The organism is Ureaplasma diversum (assembly GCF_000941095.1).
Taxonomy (GTDB): domain Bacteria; phylum Bacillota_I; class Bacilli_A; order Mycoplasmatales; family Mycoplasmoidaceae; genus Ureaplasma; species Ureaplasma diversum.
Genome location: NZ_CP009770.1, coordinates 845,530 through 866,236, shown reverse-complemented (window position 1 = coordinate 866,236; position 20,707 = coordinate 845,530). Strand labels below are relative to the sequence as shown.

Genomic DNA, 20,707 nt, shown 5'->3' with positions numbered 1-20,707 from the left:
TATTTTATCCTCTATTTTGATATTAAACTTTTAACTTCTTTAATTACATTATCAACATTAAAGCCAAATTCATTCATTAATTTAGCTCCATCTGCACTTCGTCCAAAGTTAGTTGCACTAATTTGTTTAAATGTTTTAGCGAAAGGACTTAGTTTTCATCATAAAGTATCATTTGATGCTTCAACACTAATTAATCCACATTTAGCATCTAATAAGTTTTTGATTATTGATGAATCTTGTAATAATAATTGGTTTAAATTAAAACAAGAAATGACTTTGATATTGATGTTTTCTTTTTTAAGAGTATGTGCAGCTTCTTTAATTAAACTAACTTCAGATCCTGAAGCAATTAAACAAACATCATATTGATCAGCTTCTAATTTTTGATCAATAATTTGATAAGCTCCATAACTAAAATTAGTAGGTTCACTTTCATTAATTTGTTTTAGTTTTTGACGTGAAGTAATAATAGCAACTGGTTTAGTTGTTTGTTTGTATGCATAAACTAAAGCGTGCTTTGTTTCATAATGATCAGTAACTCGAATAACTTCAAAGTTAGGAATTGATCTTAACATTGTTAGTTGTTCAACAGGTTGATGTGTTGGGCCATCTGAACCAATTGCATATGAATCGTGTGAGAAGAAATAAATAGCTGGTAAATGTGAAATAGCAGCTAATCGCATTGCTGCTTTCATATAATCAGCGAATGCTAAAAAAGTTCCACTACAAGCTTTAAGTCCAGAATGTAATAAGATTCCATTCATAATCCCAGCCATTGCAAACTCACGAATCCCACATTTTACATATGGTGATTTACTATCAACATTAAACTCAGAAGATCCAATCTTAACATATGTTGATTTAGCTAAATCAGCTGATAAAACCATCATAGATTTTAGATCTTTAAGTTGACTAAAATAGTTTTTAATATAAACTCTTGTTGCATCATTAGTATCAACTATTAAGTTAGGATCTAAGATTTGATCTAGATTTTCAAAATCTTGATCTAAATAAGCTTTAAATTGAGCAATTGCTTCAGGTTGTGTTTGTTCATATTGACTTCATAATTTCTTCCATTGTTCATAAGCACTATTTCCTCTAGCTACAACATTAAAATGGAAGTGATCAAAAATTTCTTGATGAAAATCAAAGTTATCAACTTTTACTCTAAACTTCTTACTAAATAGTTCAAGTTCTTGATCATTAACCGCAGCTGCATGTGCATTTGCAGATTGTTCTGAACTCATTCCCTCGCCAATAATTGTTTTAACTTCAATAAAGGTTGGTTTATTGTTTTTAGAACTTTTAGCAACCGCTACTTGGGCATGAATGTTTTCTGGATTATTATCACAACTTAAATAATTCCAATTCATACTTTCAACTCGTTGTTGTAAATTTTCAATATTAACATCAAAGACAGCAGAATCTAATTGATAATCATTAGAATCATGAATCATTATTAATTTGTTAAGTTCAAGCTTACCAGCTAAACTCATTGCTTCATAACAAATTCCTTCTTGTAAATCTCCATCCCCAACAACACAATAAGTAAAGTGGTTAATTAACCCTTTAAGAGTTGGAAATAAATTAGCTAAATAACGTTCAGCTATTGCCATTCCAACTGCATTACTTACCCCTTGTCCAAGCGGACCAGTTGATGCATCTACATAATTATTAGCAAACACTTCTGGATGTCCAGGAGTGTTTGTATTATCATTCCGAAAGTTTTTAATATCATCTAAACTAATTAATGACGCGAAATAAAAAATTGGATACAAAGCCATTGATCCATGACCAGCTGATAAAACTAATCGATCCCGATTAAATCATTTTGGTTCATCTTTTGAAATTGTCATTAATCCTTTATATAAAGTATAAAGAATTGGAGCAGCTGAAATACTCATTCCACTGTGTCCTTGGTTAGCATTCTTAATAGCTTGCAATGCTAAAGAACGCATTGCGTTAACATATCGATTCATCTTAAAACCTTTCTTAAATTTAAAAAATTGCCTGCAAGTACGCAGACAACCCTTTACTTATTATTAATCAATAATAGCTTGTTGACGCAAAATTTCTTCTAAACGAGTAATTGCGTTTTGAGCATCTGAACCTGTTGCTGTTAGTTCAATTTCAGAATCTTGTTTGATTCCTAAAGCCATAATGTTAATAATTGATTTAGCATCTGCTTTTTTATTATCGACTTTAATTTCAATTTTAGAACTAAAATCACCCGCAGCATGGCAGAAGTATGTAATTTCATGTACGATTGTTGCAAGATCCATTTTAATTACAAATTTTTTTGAAACTGAAAGTACCATATTATTCCTTGTCTCTTTTGCACATAATATTTAAATTATATAATATTTAATTAACTATTGCTTGGGGTTATTGTTATTTAGTTTTGATTAAAGATCCCCATTTTAAATCGTGCATTCTTCAATCAGAATGATCTCAAAAAGTAAAAAAACCATTTGCTGTATTAAATGTTATTTCACCAATATAAAGTTGGTTATTAACATAATAAAAATCAACTCTTAGATGTTTAAATAAGTTAGGGTATTTTTGATCAAAGTAAGCTTTAATTTGTTTACTTAAAACTAACATTTCACTAAAATCAAAATCAATTAAACTTTGATCAAAAATTGATTGATTCGTGTTCATATCATAGATATTAGAACTTAGTTGATCTCAATCTCAGTTATAACTATTAATATCAGTATTTAATAGTTTGCTTTTGTTCATAATCATGCAATAAGCAGCACTATCAAATAAGAACACTTTATAATCATCAACTAATTGATCATGATCACCTAGTTTTTGTTCAATAATGATTCTTGGTTTAATTAAAGCATAACATCAGCTATCAAAGAAATTAGTTATTTGATTAGTTGATTTAGGAATTAGATATGGTTTAAATAAATCAATTGTTTGATCTATTTTTTGTATATCATTATCATTTAAAACAATGATATTCTCGTTCTCAGTTCCATTAGTTAATTTAATAATACAAGGTTTAGGGATTTGTATTAATAACTCTTTGTTTCATTGATCTAAACTATCTACTATTGCATATGTTTTAATAATGTACTTATTTAAATTTAAACTAGCTAAGAAATCTTTAAAACTAACTTTATCAACATAATCTAATAAGATAGATTGATCAAAGTTTAAAAACATATCTACTAAATATGCATTAAATGTATTAATGTTATTTGGATCATAAACATAATCTAATTCACATTCTCAGATCTTAATAAACTCTTCTTTAAACTTCTTTAGATCAGTGTTGTAGTATTGTTTAGTGATGTTATTAAGTTTAGTTAATAGTTGATCGTTCATCATAACTAATTACTCCTTAAGTTGAACACTGATTCGTTTGATTTCATATAGCGGGATATATGAACGTTTAGAGTTAATTATTGCACTAGATGAAGCTCCATCTTGTCGATCGATTAATTGATGATTGATTTCATTATTAATCAAATTAGTTGATAGTAAATATTGATACATGCCCCGAATCGTTCGATCCGTTTGTTCGATTAAAATTTCAGCAATCTCTGGTCTAGTGTAAACTAATGTAAATCCAACAACTTCATTAGTTGCTTTTTTAAATAAAACACTACCTTTAAAATCAGGTTTGTCTTTTGTGTTTTTAATTAAATCTAAATTAGCATTAATTAATAAGCTTTCTGCTCTTTGTACAGTTTTTGCTTTCCACTGTTCTAAGAAATCAAGCACTAGATCAATATGCTTATCTGGTTTGTAATTAACTAATTCATAATCATCTAAATGATTTTTAATAAAGTAGTTAAGATTATTTCTTTTCTTTTGTAAAGCTTTACCTTTAAAAGTTTTAAGGTCTTGTGTTACATAAATATAATTAGTAACTCAAGCATATAAACTAATATGATCTAAACAAACTCCATATTGTTCATAATCACTAAATAAGATCGCTCCATGAACATTTACATATTGATCTTTAAAATGATGTTTTAAACGCATCTTAGCTTCAATTACAATATTACTTAATTCATGCTTTTTAGGATCATAAATAGTAAAGATAGTAAAGTACTTATTATAAAACTTATTAAAGGTATAACTACTTTCAATTTGTTTTAAATCTAAATTACCCCTACCATAAAAAAAGATCACATCTAATTCTTGATCATATTCATAAAAAATATCAAATCCATAATAACTTCAAGTTAGTAAACTTAGTGTAGAAGTATAACTATTTGGATTAATTTTTAAGCGTAATTCTTCTAGTTGTTCATAGTTGGTTCAACTTAATTGTTGATACATAAAGGCCTCGTTATAAAAAACAAACAAACCCACGATATGGATTTGCTTGTTTTCAAATTCATTTTCAATTAACGTTTTGTAAATTGTGGAGCTCGACGTGCACCATATAGACCGAATTTTTTACGTTCTTTAACACGGGCATCACGAGTTACTAGCCCTGCGTTACGTAATTCTGGTTTTAAAGCTTCATTAGCATCAATTAAAGCTCTTGTAATTCCTAAACGAATTGCTCCAGCTTGACCCTTAAAGCCCCCACCTAAAACTTTAACAAACACATCATATGTCTTTTCTGTTTTAGTTAATGTTAATGGTTGCATCATATCTTGAATTACTAATTGGTTTGGGAAGTATTGTTCTGGAGAACGATCATTAATTAAAACAGTTCCTTTTCCTGGCACAAGTTTAACTTTTGCCACAGAAGATTTTCTACGTCCTAACCCTTTGTATTCTACGTTGTTTGCCATATTTAATATCTTCCTTTATTATTTTGAATTCTTAAGTTCTAATGAAATTGGGTTTTGAGCACTGTGTGGGTGTGCATCTTTTTTGTAAATAAATAATTTAGATAACATTTGACGAGCTAAACGGTTTTTTGGAAGCATCCCTTTAACTGAACGACGAATTAATTCATCACTGTATTTATTTAACATTTCAGTCCCACTTCTTGTTCTTAATCCACCCATGTAGTGAGAGTGGTTGTATCAGTTTTCATTTTCTGCTTTATTACCTGTTAAACGCACTTTATCTGCATTCACAATAATAACATAATCACCCGCATCAACGTTTGGTGTGTAGTCAACTTTGTTTTTACCACGTAAGATATTAGCAACTTGAACACTTAAACGACCTAAAACTAAATCAGTCGCATCAATTACATATCATTTACGTCTTGCATGAGCTGCTTCTTTTTTAAGCATTGTAGACTTTTGCATAGTAAAACTCCTAATTAATAAAATTCTTTTTTATAACAATATGAAATAAATACACTATATTAGTGTATCTAAGATGTTTGGTTTAATATGATGTAACGTTAGATAAATTATAACATAATTAGCAAACAAAAATACCCCTTTGTTGCCAAAAAGGTATTTTAGTTTTAGATTGATTTAATCTTATTTATGATTTTTTCTTTTTCGTTTTCTAACAACACCAATTACAATACCAACTGTTGCAATTAAGATTGCAATAATTGCACTTAACACTGGTGCTCAGATTCTAGCATTATCATCTCATCAAGTGTGTACTCTTGTTTCTTCTACATCACTTTGTAAACTAGATGCTGTTGGTAAATCATAAATCACAAAGACATTACCATTAACTTCTAAGTTATCTCTAATTACAATCTTAGTTTTATCAGCATTATATTCAATTGTAGCTTTAGATAAATCTAAACCTTTTTTAATAACTTGATTAATAGCTAAAGAACTTAAGAATGGTTCTAAAGAAGTTGGTTTGTTAGCTTTGATTTGTTCGTTATTATTTAAATCACGAACAACATCAGCTCAACCTTCTTTGTTTAAGTTATTACCAGAATAACCAAAGTAGTTAGTCTTAGCAATTTTATTATCTGCTTTATTTAATAAGATCTTAGATAATTGTTTAGTTTTGTTTAAGTTATTAGGATCTCTAATTGATAGTTGAACAGCTCCATCTACTACATCAATTAAAACTTCTTCAGGTCTTACAAAATGATTACCAATTTTGATTTCACCCTTATCATTTCTTGGATATAGTTTTTCATTTGTTAATGAGTGTTTAATAGCAGCATTAAGATCACCATTGTTTTGAACTAAACTACTATCATCAAAGACTGTTACATAATCACTTGATACTACATTATTAATATATGGTACTGTTAGTTCAATTGGATTATTATTAGCATCAACACCAACAAATTGTAATTTGCCATCAATTGTAGCTACTTTAGCTGTACTTAGATCAAATCCTTGTGCTTTAGCTAAAGCTGTTAATTCTGGATTATTTAATTGGTTTAAAGGAATAAATTGGTTTGGTGCTTGATTAAGTTGAGCAATTGCTTGATCTAATTGATCATTGTTTTTAATTGCTTGTTCTCAAGTTTGAGAAGTAATTGATTTATAAATGTAATCATCAATTACATAAATTAGTTTGTTGTTAATATCAACAATGTTACTATCAGATTTAACTTTTTGATCAGCTTCTAATTCTTTATATGTAGCACTTTCAATTTGATATTTAAGGATACCAACATTAAAGTCATTTTTAGCTGCTTTAGCTTCAAGTGCATTAATGATTGCATTTGAAGGGTTTGAATCTAATACTTGGTTGTTTGAATATAATTCTCTTGCTAAGATTACATTCTTAACATCATTGATTACTAAGATATATTCTTGATCTTTATTAGTTTTTAAGCTACCTTTTAGAACTAATTTAGATAAGTTAGGAAGATAGCTTAGTTTAGCTGTATCTTGTTCAATATCAACTAAACCAGTTTCTGGTTTTTTAAACTCTTTAGCTAATAGTTGTTTAATAACTTCGTTATTGTTAAATGCAGATAAAGGAAGTGTTCATTCACCATTTACTTCTTTCGCTTGTTGTTTAAAGATTTCATAAACAGTGTTAATTGATCGATGATCTACATAGCTTCCATCTCTTGTTTCATACTTAGGATATTTGAAGTTAGCATCTGTTTGACTAAGAGCTACAGCTAAGTGTTTTTCATTTGGTTTAAGTGGGTCAAATGTAAAGATTTGGATTGATCCATCTTCTGTTATTTGTACATCTACATAGTTAGGGTTTAGTTTCTTGTTTCCAATTGTTACTAAACCACCAGTACTAATTGGTAAGTTTTTAATTTGATCAAGTGTAGCTTTAATTCAGTTTCCGTCTGATTTAATTACTTCATCAACTGAAGGGAAATGAATTGGTGAATCAGTGATCTTTAAGACTTGTGGAATGTTATCAATTAGATAAATGTTAGCTTGATCGTTATATCCTCTATTTGTAGTTCCTTTAATTGGTAAATAAACCATTATTTGAGAAGGTGAGATGTATTTTAATACAGCTTCATTCTTAGCTATATTCATTTTAGTTAATTTATCATCTAGTTCTTTATTTAAACTTGCATCATATTTTAATGTTTTATTAGCATTATTATCATATGCTTCTTTAACTTTAGATAATAATGATTCAAGTTCACGAACATTCTTAAAGATTTCTGAACCATTGATAACATTATCTGAGTAGATATTGTTATCAATTAATGTTAATTCAAGAGCTGATCTAGCATTTCCAATTAATGTAATTTGTTTAGCTTTGTTTGTTCTTAAAGTAAATGGTGGTTTACCTTTGTAGTTTTCTATAGTTACAAAGCCTTTATCATCTTTTTCTTTATTCTTTAAAGCTTCATTAATAGCTTTCTTTTTATTGTTGTTATAAACTAGTACATCTTCTGGTTGATATACAACTGTATGATCAACTACTCTTAGTACATCATTTAAAATAATGATATTAGCTGGGTTAGCTCCATCACTAACTAATATTTGGTTAGTTTCTGGATTGTATTTGATTTTGGCATTTTCACTGTCAATTGCATCAAATTTTAGTGTTTTTAAATATTCTTTAAACTCTGTATTCTTATCAGCAATTGCTTTAAGTGATTTGAATCCATCACCTTTATCTTCATCACTTGACTTAATTGAATTTAATAAATTATTAAGTTTGTTTAGATCACTATTTTCTGGTTTGAAGATAGTTTTATCTTCTTGACTATCTTTAATAGTGTAATTATTTGGATCGTTATCATCAACGAACGAAATAATGTGCTTATTATTACCAGATGGGTCTTTTTCGAAGATTGAAATAGATTTATCTGGGTTTTCAACAACTAATAGATCTTTTGGATCGTATTGTTTTCCATCAATAGTTACTTTACCACCGTTTTCCTTTCCTGCTTCTTCTAATTTCTTAGTATAAGCTGCAGGAATTGATTTAGCAGCTGCAATTTCTTCTGGTCTTGCAACTGTAAATGGAAGTGGCTTAGTTCCAGATGCTGATTTATCACTCACATTAACAACTTTTTTAATATTAGTTAATGTTAATACACGTTTGTTGTTTGATACTTTATCAAAACCTTCAAGAATATATGTTTGATCATCATAATATGTAACAAGTACTTTACCATAATCAAAGTTCTTGATATTTTCAAGTACTTCAACCATTTCATCAGTTTTAATGATTCCATCCTTATCAGCTAGAATTCCCATTCTAACTGATTTTTTCTTATCTTGGTTTTCATTAAGAACTAATTTATTGAAACGATAAACAATCTCATTTGTTTTAAATACATTATTAGCATTAATTGATTGTGGATCATAGAATCTATTATCAATAATATAAACTACATCATTTGTTTTATTATCAACTAAAGCATAGTTGTAATTATTTAAAGTTTGAATAGATATGTCTTTACCGATTGTGAATTGACCAATTGTTACTTTGTCTGATGATGTTGATGAGCCAGAAGTTGATTTATTACTTAAATCTTCAATCTTCTTTCTAATTGTAGCAACAGCTGATAATCCATTAGCTACAACATCTTTGTTGTCATAAAGCATTGATGAATCAACAGTTTTTTGTAAGTTGTTAATTACAATGTAAGAAGGATTCTTATCATCTTTGTTAAAGAACGTTAATTGGTTCTTATCTTTATCAAACTTGAATGTACCTTTATCTTTAAAACTATCTGGTAAGATGCTTTGATCTGCAAGAGGAGTATCTTGATTTTCATTATCCTCGCCTAATAGTTCTAATAGATCTTTAATAGGCTTATCTTGACCAGGATCTTTTTCTATTAACTGTCTTAATTTATGAACTTCAGAAATGTTATTAAAGCTTGGGTGTGTTTTTGCATCAATTGTTACAAATTCTGGGAATGGTTTATCTAATACAACTGAAACTTGTTCGTTTGTTTCTGGATCAATGAATGTAATAGTTTGATCCTTATTAACAATTACAGAAACAGTTTTTGGATTAAATTTAACATCATTAATCTTTAACTCTTTATTTCCTTCTGTTAATGATTGAATAATTGCTTTTGAAATATCCCCATCGTTATTAATAATTTGACTAGCTTCAGGAAGTTTCTTATCTTCACCAAGTGAAGATTGCGGAATAATAGCTGGTAATTGGTTAATTATAGAGATTCTATTCTTATCAACTAGAATTCAGTATTGTTTATCTTCTGAAGCTAACAACTTAGTTTCTTCACTTAACAATTTATCATTAGCTACAAATGCATCTAATTCTTTGTTGTTTAAAGTTTTGTAAGCTACAGCTTTATTTAAATCAGAATCAGCTTCTTTTAATGGACTCTTTTCTAACTCAGTCTTAATTCTATTAAACTCATGTAATTGTTTAAAGATTGATGATCCACTATAAGGTTCTTTATTAAATTCATAAGGACTTATTACATAAATATCTTTATGACTTGTTTTATTAAGTGGAGAGATAACAAAATCAGATCTATTATCTAATAGTTTTAAATCAAATTCATCTGCTACTTCAAATTGATTAATCTTATTAGCTGATTCTAAAGCTCTATTTTTAATTTGAGCTGTTAAGTATAGATCAATATTAGTGATGTTTTTAATAGCTTCAGGAAGTTTGAAGATATCTTTAGCATCAATGATTTGTGGCACATTATTAATTGTTAATAAATTACCAAATGTATCTGCTGTTGCTTCTTTATAAATTACGATTTGGTTTGAGTTTCTGTTATATGTTACTTTAGCTTTACTAAAATCAGGTAACTTAAAACCATAAAGTGTTGTTAATACTTGTTTGATGTATGGAGCTTCTTTAATAGCTTCATAGTTTGTTTCAACTATTGGTTTTTCTTTGTTTTCAGGTTGATTACCTACAATAGCTGATGTTAATTTAAAGATTTTTGCATAATCGTTTGAATTAGCATTCATGCTCTTAACAACAGGAAGTGGGTTATCTGCTACTACTGTTATTTCTTTATTATCAGGAGCAATTAAAGCAATTGATCCATCTGGATTAAGTACTACAGTTATTTGATTAGCATTGTATTTTTGTCCATCAATAGTAACTTGACCACTACTATCTTTGATCTTATCAAGGATAGCTTTATTTACATCTCCATTACTGTTGATTAAATCTTCAACAGTTGGTAAATTAAATCCTAATTCTTTAGCATTCTTTGTTTTTGGTAAGTTAACAATAGTATAAACATCTGAAGTATTTTCACTACTTGATTGAACCATTAAGATGTCTTTTTCATCTTTTTGAATTAATGTAACAATAGCATCTTCTAGTGTTAAGTTTAGCTTGCTAAAGTATTTCTTAAGATCATCATTATCTAAACTATTAATTGTTTGATTATTATTAGATCTTAATTTATCTAATAATTTATTAAGAGCGGCATTACTTACAAATACACCAACACCTTCAATTTGTTGTTTGTATTTATGGTTATCAATTACAAAGATACGCATAAAGTTAGGAGCTGAAATTACATTATAGTTATGTAATTGTCGTTCAAATCCTAAGTTATTAGGTACTTTAATATCTTTGATTAATCTTTCAGATTCTTCTTTCTTAACTATCTCATCCAATTTAGCTTCTAAAGTACTTAATTGATCATTGTTATTCTTAGCTACATCAGCTAATGAATAAATACTTCTATGATCAACTGTTACATAAGCATTCTTAACAAGAACTAATTGTTTGTTGTTAATGATATAGAAACCAAAGTTATTAACATCATTAACAATACCTAATCCATCAGCTGCTTTATCAAAATCAGTTGGTAATATTGTTTTTATATTTTCATCTTCTAATAAAGAAGCTAAGTTAGGGTTATTATCAGTTAGTTTACTGTAGAATTGATGTGCTAAGTTAGGGTTAGTAGTTCAATTAGTTGGTTGGTTAACTATATAGTGAACTGGAATAGCACTCTTAGGAAGAACAATAGTTCCAATTTCAGTTAATGTTCCATCTTTAGTTAATCCTACTCTAAACTCGTATGGATCATTATTACTATTTAATATAACTGTTAATGAATCATCAATAGTATGTTCAACATCATTAAATCTTAATTTATTAGAGTTCTTAGCTGCTAAATCTTTTAATACTTTCTTATAAGCATTTTCAAGTGCTGTTTTAGTATTAGCTGATTCTTTAGAAACAGCTAATAAATCATAAGCACTTAGTTGATCAACAGTATGTGATGGATCATCAAACTTAGTAAAGATGATTGTTGGTAAGTTCTTAAGTAATAAAACTTTAGTTTTGTTTAAAGCATTCTTTCCTTTAATAACTAATACTGTTTTATTTTCTAATGATACTTTCTTAATTTCTGCATCTTTAATAATTGAGTTATTAGCTAATAGGTTTTGAATTGAGTTGTTGTTTAAGTTGTTATTAGAACTAATTAGTGTGTAATTACTATTAGTATTAACTAAGATAGTTTTTAAATCATTCTTAGTAATGAATGTATTTAAAGCTTTAGTATCAATCGGTTTAACATAATCAACTTCATCAACTAAATAAATTGGTTCTTTTTTGTATTTAGTAGTACTATCTGTTTTAATAGTAATAAATTCTGGATTATTTGTTTTAGCTTCGATGCTTAAAGTACCATCGATTTCAAATGAACCGATAGATTTAGATTCTGGTCTTTGAGAATTAATCTCTTTAACTTTTTCTTCTACTGTTTTCTTTAAATCTTGGTTGTTTTTAATTACTTCATCTATTGTATATAAGTTAACATTAGAAGCTAACACTACTCTAGGTACATTTTGAATAATTAAACGGTTACCATATTTATTTGAACCACGAACAACAATAATGTTCTTTTCTTGAATGTATTCAATTGTTGCATCTTGTGTATTAATATCAATTGGTAAGTTTGTTGTTAAGTAAGCAAATTCACCAATTTCAGAATATTTATGTTGGTTATCTGTTACTATTGAAGCTTTTTTAATAGCTTGAACTAATTTATAAGCTTCTTGTGGAGAGATGTTATATCTTCGTTGATTTGCATCAATAACACTATATTTACCCATTGGAATACTTGGGTTAAATTGTCTAATAAAGTTATTGTTGTTATATAGTTTTACTTGACCAGTAATGTTGTTAAATTCCAGTTTAACAGCTGCTGGGTCGTATAAAGTACTAAAAATTGAGATTTTTCCATCTTTACGTGGAGTTTTATTTTCATCTTTAATAACTGCAGCGAACGCTTTATCAACATCCCCATCATGTTCATAGATGATTGTATTTTCATCAGGGAACTCTAAACCAGAAGCATCTAATACATCTGGTAATCCTGCTATAAATCCGTATTTAGTTGCTCCATTTTCTTGTCCTTGAACTATCATTCTAGTTCTAAATAAACGGAGTTTGATATTTGTTCAACCATTAAAGCTAGATTGTACTAATTGTCTTACTTCTTGATTATCAAATTGATCTAATGTAACAATATCAGAACCTGTTTTAATTGCACTAGCACGGTATAGTTGAATTTCTTTAATAGCAGCTTTAGCTACTTCTGGTTTATAGATATTCTTATCATAAACATAAATTAGATTGTCTTTAGCATCAGTTCCTGTACCTGAAGTTCCATCAGTAAACGCATAGAAGTGCGGTTTTGTTTTCTCAGTACTATGAACTGGATTATTTACTTGTTTACCTTCAATACGTTTATTATTTTCTCATCGCTTACTAATTAATTCGACTGGATTAACTGTATCATTTGCACTATTAGCTAATTCAAATAAACTATAGAAACTATCTGAATTAAATAACTTAGGTACATTAGTTAATAATAAGTAGTTAGATACTGGTTGTTTACGGTCATTAATTAAGATATCACCATTAGCTATTAATTCTGCATTAATAGAAGTCATATCAAAACTAGATACTTTAGCTTTAATAACATGATCTAGATCTTTAATTTTAGCTTTAGCTACATCTGGATTATTATTTTCTTGAATATCAGAAATAATATCCATTAATTGTTTAAGCTCTTGTGGTGGAACTTCTGAATAATCAGCTTTTTCAATTTTTTCAACTTTGTTTTTAAAGACAACATAACCGATGATTTTATCGTTTTCAGTTTTTGAATTATCTTTAACAATAGCATATGAGTGGTCGGTAGAAATATCAACTTCTAAATTGTTTTCTGCTACTTTAGCAGTACCAATAGTATAGTTGTTTTGAGCATCTTTAAATCAAGTTCGTTTGAATGCTTCAGTTCATACAAAACCAGCATTAATTACATCTCAAACTCCAGGAGTTTGTAATTCTGCTACACTATCATTTGTTACATTTACTAAATCAGTTAATTTGAAGTAGAAAGTTCTGTTTGATGGGAAATGAGTATTATCATTTTTTGTGCCAACAAAAATAACTTCACTCTTGTTGTTGTGAATAATGAAACGGTATCGGATGTTTTGATAATTTGCGGCATCTCCATTAGATGCTTTGTTAAATAATTCTTTAAGTAAAGTTTGTTCAGAAGGAGATAATGAATTTAATGTGGTAAGTTCTTTAAATCCTTTTGATTGGATTTTATTGAAGTCAGTGATTTTTTGAACAATTGTTTCTTTTAAATCGCTACCTGAAACTACGTTATGATATTTATTTCTATCAACAACATAGATTTTTTGATCTTTAGCTCCATCTTTAGTAGATGAATACTTAATTGTTACAAATTGTTCATCTTGCCCAGCGTAAGCAAATTCTGGATCATGAACAACATAACTACCAATTAATTTAGCACCATCACCAGTAGCACTTAAACCTTTTATATGTTCATCAACTAACTTCTTAACATCTAAAGCGTTATTAGTTTGTGTTGCTATTCGTGGCGGAATAGCAAAGTCGACTTTATCAGTATAACGGTTGTTTTCTTTAATTAATAAAGCACTTGGTGTTGAATCACTATCCTTAATAACAATTAAATCCTTTTCAGGTACATATTTAATTGTTAATGTTTTTGAATCTTTGTTGAATAGTTTTTGGTTGATATGTGCTGTATCTTTTAGATCGTCAGTTAATAAACCAAATTGATCTTTTAAATTGTGACGATCAGATTGAGTTACATAAAGTGGTAAGGCACTAAATAATTTAGCACCAGGATCTGTTGTAGTGTAATCACTTAATTGATTAATTTCTTTATATAAACTATTAATAATATAAGCGTTTTCTAGATTTGAGAAATCAATAGATTTATTGTTGTTAGTATTATCTTTTTTCGTTTGATTAGCACTAACTATTTTAATAGAGGGTAAGCTACTTGAAGAACTAATCTTGATAGATTGTTTAGTTTCTTCTTGAGTTAAAGTTATTAAATCCGTTGTGTAGTCAAATGTGATTTTTGTTTTTGATGCATCAAATTCTCAACCGTCAACTTTGTATTTTGATGTTTCTGAATTATCACCAAGTTTTGATAATCTTTCTTTTAAAACTTCTTCTAATGATTTTTGTTGATCAATTAATTCATCAAGAGTTGGAACTTTTAATTTGATTTCATAATCTTTAACAATTCTTGGAAGATTGTTGATTGCTAGAATATGACGTTTATTAGGGTTTTGAGTTGCAGATGAAGATTGTTCATCAGCAAAAAGAATTATTGCATCTTTGTATTTTCTAACTTTGATATTGTTATAGTTATTAGAGCTTTTGAATGCATTTTTGTTTTGTTTATCTAGTCAATCTTTTAGTTGATTGTTTGCATCTTGAGATAATGATTGTTCGTTTACAGTTAACTTATCATAGAAAGTCTTAAACTTATCATAATCTTTAAAGATATCTCTACCATTAAACAACTTATCTTGTTTAGTAGTTGGATTTTGAGTATTAACAGTATATCTATTATTATCAATTAAGATAACTTCATCACTATCTTTCTTAACAACATAATAACCCTCATCTGGTTTACTAGATGCTGAATCGTATATATATCCTGTTAAATCATAGTTATCATCAATTGGTGCACCATATAAATCTTTAATTTTGTTGTTGATAGTTTTTTCAATATCCATTCCATTATCAACAACATCTTGTCAATTATATAGTCCTTCATTTTTAACAACTTTAGGAATTGGGTTTTGAAAAATAACAACAGCTAATTTTTCAAATGTTGTTTTATCAGTGATTGTTAAATATTTTCTAGATTTATCAAACGTGAAGATGACTTGATCGGGGTCAAATGTTGAGATACCAATTGTGAATTTATTACCATCTCAAACTTTAGGGTTTGAATTACTGCTAGTAGATCCATTAGTTTTTCATTTTTCAATTAAGGCATTGAATTCGTTACCATCCTTAGCTATGATTTCTTCTTTAGAAACAGATGGTAAATAAGTACCTTTAGACTTAACTACATTAGGTACATTATCAATTACATAAATAGCAGGTTTATTTTCTTCATTACCTTCTTGAATAAACCCTTTGATTATGAAACGACCTTTTTTCTTAGTTTCTGTTCCTTTTGTTTCTTCGTGAACAATATATCCTACTTTTACTTTTCCGTCATCGACTGATGATCCACTTGAAGTTGCTGTACTATCACGAACAGAGTTGTTAACGTCATTACTCTTATTAATTTCAACTAATTCAGAGTTTTCTTCAAGTTTGTGTTTGAATAAGTTTATTGTTCTAGAATCTTTTTGACCATTTCCAGATTTATCTAATCTAGCCCCTTCAATAGTTTCATATAACTTATCATAATCACTAAATACATTTGATCCATCTACTAAATCAATAAAGTAACTATATTTATCATAAACACCAATAGTTTTAGTTCTCTTATCAGTTGGATCTTTTGGATTTACTAAATCATCCGATGCAATTTGTAGTAATGAATTTAATTTATATTTAGCGGCATGCGGGTTTGTAACCTTAGCACCACCGATTCATTTCACACCATTATAATCTTTATTTAGAGTAAGTAAATTATTGATAGTCTTAATTACTTCACCATCATTTTTTAGAACTTCATTAACGAATGTGTCTTCATCCTTATTAGTACCTGGCGCAGATTGAGCTAAAGCAACTGGTTGGCTAGTGCCACTTGGCTGACTAGCTGGTTGTGTAGTATTATTTCCATCCGGTTTATTAACTAAATCTGCAGCTCAAACAACTAGTGGAATATGAGTAATTACTAAAGCAGAAGGGTGTTTAGGTTTGTCGCTACCACTAGTGCTAGTTTTATTTCCATCATTATCAATAAAAATTAAACGTTTCTTACTTGCATCATATCTTAATTCTGCATTAGTAGAATCTTTATTCATGTTTGATGGGAAGTTAGTAGTTGCTTCTTCAGATTGATAAAGTTGTCTTGTGTAAGAGTTAGCAGTATCAGATTGCCCAGCACCATTTTGAACAACACTAACATATGTATTAGGCTCAGCTAATGTAGTTGATGCCCCAGAAGCACCGTTCCCATGAAGTCTAGTAAATTTATGTACTAAGTCTTCACTTATGAACTTAATATCTTCTCCATAGTTTTTAAGAGATGGTTGATTGTTATTAGTAGTGAATGCACTAATATATTTAACTTGTGGAATAGCATCTTTAGTTACTTTAACTAAAATAGATTTATTAGTTCTAATATCTACAATCTTAAATGTTTTCTTATCGTAATCAATATCTTGAATTTGTAAATCATTTACATCAGATACTTCTATATCCGGATTATTTACTGCACCAAAGATAATCTTATTATCATGTGTTTGTTGTCTAAATTTAGTATCTAATTGATGTTTTACTTCTTCTTCAAAAGTTCGACCAGTATCGATTAATGTTTTAATATCTGGGATTGTTAAATTAATATCAACATCTTTGTAATATAAAGGTAGATCGTTGATTAATAGATTATATTCTTGGTGGTGAAGATTAAATAGTTGAGAAATTCTATCTTTAGATAATAATCCAGGGAATTGAGTAGGTAAAAAACGAGAAGTTTTTGCATTAATAGCAATTGTATCACCAACTCTAGCTACTCTAATGTTACTTAATGTGTGCGGAATATTATCTGTTAATAAAGCTCCTTTTCCTTCTTTATCTTGAAGCATTTTTCTTATTGCTTGACCAGAAATACTGCTTTCGGGTAAATCTACATATTCCCCCTCTTTTAATACACCTTTGAAAAATTTATTGAAATCATCGATATTAGAAAATACACTATCACCCTTAATAGCATCTTTTTCCATGATATCGTAATCTAAAACATAAATTTTCTTCTTTTCACCTTCTCTTGTTTCAAAGTTTATTAAAAATCTATCTTCATTTTTAATATTATATTTTTTTTGATTTCCTTGATGAGAATTTGAATAATTAAAATTAGCTTCAGAGGAAATATTTTGTTCACTTTTATATTTTTGATCGCTTAATTGTGGATTGATAACATGAAAATTTTGACTTAATAATTTTGCACCATTAGCAATTGGAGAATTTGGAAGATTAGCAATTTTATTTTTATACGCTTTTTCTTTATCTCAGCCAGCTTTTGCTAGATCTATTGCAGAAATTAAATTATGTGCTAATTCAACGTTAATGAATCCATACATAATAATATTAAAAGGGTCTAATTTACCATCTTTTAATCGTCTTTTAGTAACTCATTTATCACCCACATAATCACGATAATAACCGTTGTCAGAAATTACAATTTTTCCAAATTCAGGAAAATATTGAATTGTTTCTAAACCAGTTAATACCCCTGTTTCTCAGTTATCAGTATATCTATGTTGTTTTTGATTGTAAAGTTGCCCTAAATGAGGAAATCTTGGATTTCTCTTTTTAAATAAGTCAACAAAATATAACCCAAAACGCGCACCAGTATTAGACGGGTTCTTAGCTCATGTTTCAAGATCTGGCGGTCATACCACATTTGTATATCCATCTCTTAAGTCTAATTTTGAAGCTGGATCAAATAAAGGTTTTTTAGGTGGTTCCCCAGGAGTTTTTGGAATTTTATAACCTTCACCATTAAAAGATGAATCTGATGACAATGGTACATTAGGGAGAGGGTTTTCATAATCAACTTCTTTCGCTCTACCAATAATATCAAGAATATTAAAGGTTGTGAAAAGCCCATCATCTTTTAAAACAACTTCGCCAGTGTTTCAGTGTTTTGGTGGTCATTGAAATTCTTCACCATTAATATCCCCTAATTCTTTACGGTTACTTTGATAGACACCATTATTCCACGGTTGTTCGATAGGGAAATATGGAATAAATGTTCCAGTATCAAATTGAACAATACCGTGAATTTTTACAGTCTCAGCAGTTATTTGGTTAGGACCTTTATTTCTAAATGGTCCGTATTCAACAATTGCCATATGTTCACGGTACAATTTATCTTTTAAATCTTCAAAGTTATTACGGTTGTTGTTGGGTAAGGTTGTTAAAGTTCAAACTTGTAAACGATTAAATGGAATATTATTTCCTAAAAAATCAACATAACCTCCGCCTTGATCTGGTTTGTTTGTTTTAATACCATGTTCTGCTTTTATTTTTTGATAAGATGCTCATCCAATATTTCTTCTAACTCGGTCAAGATTAACTCTGTTTTTTTCATTATTATCTAAACCAGTAATATCATTATAAACGGGAGAGCCTTGACCAAAATCTTTAAAGTTTTTAATATCTTCATCAGGCACAAATGAATATTTAACAATATCAGTTAAAGTTGTCGCCTTGTAACGACTATCATTAACTAGTTGTGGCAAATCATCAATAATCATTTTAAGTGGACGACCAGCAAATGCACGGCGATCATCTTGTTGACCTTTTGTTCCTAAAGTATTTTCAGAAGTTGCGTTATGAACTAATAAAGCTGCCTTTCTACCATACTGAACAAGTTCTAAGACAATATGATCAACATTAGAAGCACTTGCTACATCAATTGAACGAGCATCTTTGTTACCATTATTACCGTTTTGTTGATCTACATTTACATCAGTTGCATCTAAAAAGAATTTTTTAAGGATGTAATTATTAGGATTTTTCTTTTTAATATCACCTAATTTAACCTTTTTAGATTCATTTAATAATTTATATACTTCAATAATTCCGCTGTAGTAGTCTTCAACACCACTCTCATGAACATATCCAACAGTTTGGTGTAAATATGGATTTATCTCAAAAATTTTGACAGGTGTTTTGTTAGAATTCGCATAATTTACAGTTCAAGAACGAAATGGAATTTCAGTGTTAGTAGAGCTATTTGAACTTGAATGTTGCACATATTTAACAGTACTATCTAGAGTTGTGCTGCCATCCTGAAACCCAGTCACACCCTCCAACTTAATCCCATTAACATTAATAGACTTATCTTTATATTTAGTCTCTAATGCTTTTTGTATATTTGCTAATCTATCTTTTGGGTTAGCAAAAGGTGATACATTTTCACCTACTGTATCATTTTCGAAAATTTCACGATCAGTTAATAAATCACCAGGTGTTAAGAATAACCCTCAATTAGCTAATACAAATACTTTTTTAGAAATTGCATCATAAACAAATAAAGCATTTTGTTCAAGTGAATATCAATATTTAAGATTAGTTAAATTAAAATTACCACCTGAACTTGCATTAGCTGTTAATAAATTTTTAATTTTATTTTTGAAAAACAAACGACCTAATTGAAACTCATCATTACCTAATTTACTACCAGCTGGTTGATTAGTAGGAACAATCTTATTATAGATATCTGTTCTTGGAACATCAATTGGTAATTCACTATTTAAATTAACAACAAAACTAGTAACAATAGCTCTTTCAATTTCATTCATACTAGAAGCATCAACTACTTTTGATTCAAATCTAGGAAGAGTGAAGTTAACTTCCTGATTATTTCCTGAAGTTGTAGTCTTGAACTTGAAAGTTATTTCACTATTTGTTTCAGAAACTCATTCAATCTCAAACTGATCTGCATTAACTTTTAAACCACCAAAATTAACAGATTTAGTATCCTTTTCAAAGTTATTATAATTACGATTATAAACGTTAATATTAAATAACTTTTTCATTGCAGCTTTAACTGCAGCCGCTTTGTTTTCGTTTGAATATGTAGCTGAAGCTACTGTTTGCTTCCAATCCCCACTTAATGGATGCTTTGTATCTGCCAAATTCGCCAACTCATTAATTACTTCATGATTAAATGGTAACAATAACTTAGAACCATTAAAAGCTACTTCTTTTCGTGGTTTATTAGCTTCTAATTCATTATCTACATTAGTTGGTGTAATTAAAAAGTCTAAATATGATTTAGTTTCTTTTTCATTATTAAGTCTAAAACTTGCTCCAATAGCTGCAGCTATGGTAGCACTTACTACAAGTGATGAAGTAATTGGTATTAATAATTTTTTAGTCTTGTTATTTTTCATAG

7 protein-coding genes are annotated in these 20,707 nt (G+C 28.6%); all 7 read right to left on the bottom strand.

Annotation, left to right across the window (positions count from 1 at the left end; genetic code table 4):
* Positions 1-11: 11 nt before the first annotated feature.
* Complete coding sequence (locus JM47_RS03305) at positions 12-1,979, bottom strand: transketolase (protein WP_208894952.1); 1,968 nt, start codon at positions 1,977-1,979, stop codon at positions 12-14.
* Positions 1,980-2,042: 63 nt separating this feature from the next.
* Positions 2,043-2,318, bottom strand: a complete 276-nt coding sequence (locus JM47_RS03300) for an HPr family phosphocarrier protein (RefSeq protein WP_038102899.1) — start codon at positions 2,316-2,318, stop codon at positions 2,043-2,045.
* A 73-nt stretch (positions 2,319-2,391) separates the two neighbouring features.
* Positions 2,392-3,339 carry an ATP-grasp fold amidoligase family protein gene (locus JM47_RS03295; protein ID WP_208894951.1) on the bottom strand — a complete coding sequence of 316 codons (948 nt, stop codon included), beginning with the start codon at positions 3,337-3,339 and terminating at the stop codon, positions 2,392-2,394.
* 9 nt (positions 3,340-3,348) lie between these two features.
* Positions 3,349-4,302, bottom strand: coding sequence for a phosphatidylglycerol lysyltransferase domain-containing protein (locus JM47_RS03290; RefSeq protein WP_208894950.1), 954 nt, complete (start codon positions 4,300-4,302; stop codon positions 3,349-3,351).
* A 68-nt stretch (positions 4,303-4,370) separates the two neighbouring features.
* Positions 4,371-4,766 carry a 30S ribosomal protein S9 gene (gene rpsI, locus JM47_RS03285; RefSeq protein ID WP_038102891.1) on the bottom strand — a complete coding sequence of 132 codons (396 nt, stop codon included), beginning with the start codon at positions 4,764-4,766 and terminating at the stop codon, positions 4,371-4,373.
* Positions 4,767-4,784: 18 nt separating this feature from the next.
* Positions 4,785-5,234, bottom strand: coding sequence for a 50S ribosomal protein L13 (gene rplM, locus JM47_RS03280; protein WP_051749464.1), 450 nt, complete (start codon positions 5,232-5,234; stop codon positions 4,785-4,787).
* A gap of 180 nt (positions 5,235-5,414) precedes the next feature.
* Positions 5,415-20,705 (bottom strand): GUMAP protein, encoded by a 15,291-nt coding sequence (locus JM47_RS03275; protein WP_208894949.1) that lies wholly within the window; start codon positions 20,703-20,705, stop codon positions 5,415-5,417.
* Positions 20,706-20,707 lie beyond the last annotated feature (2 nt).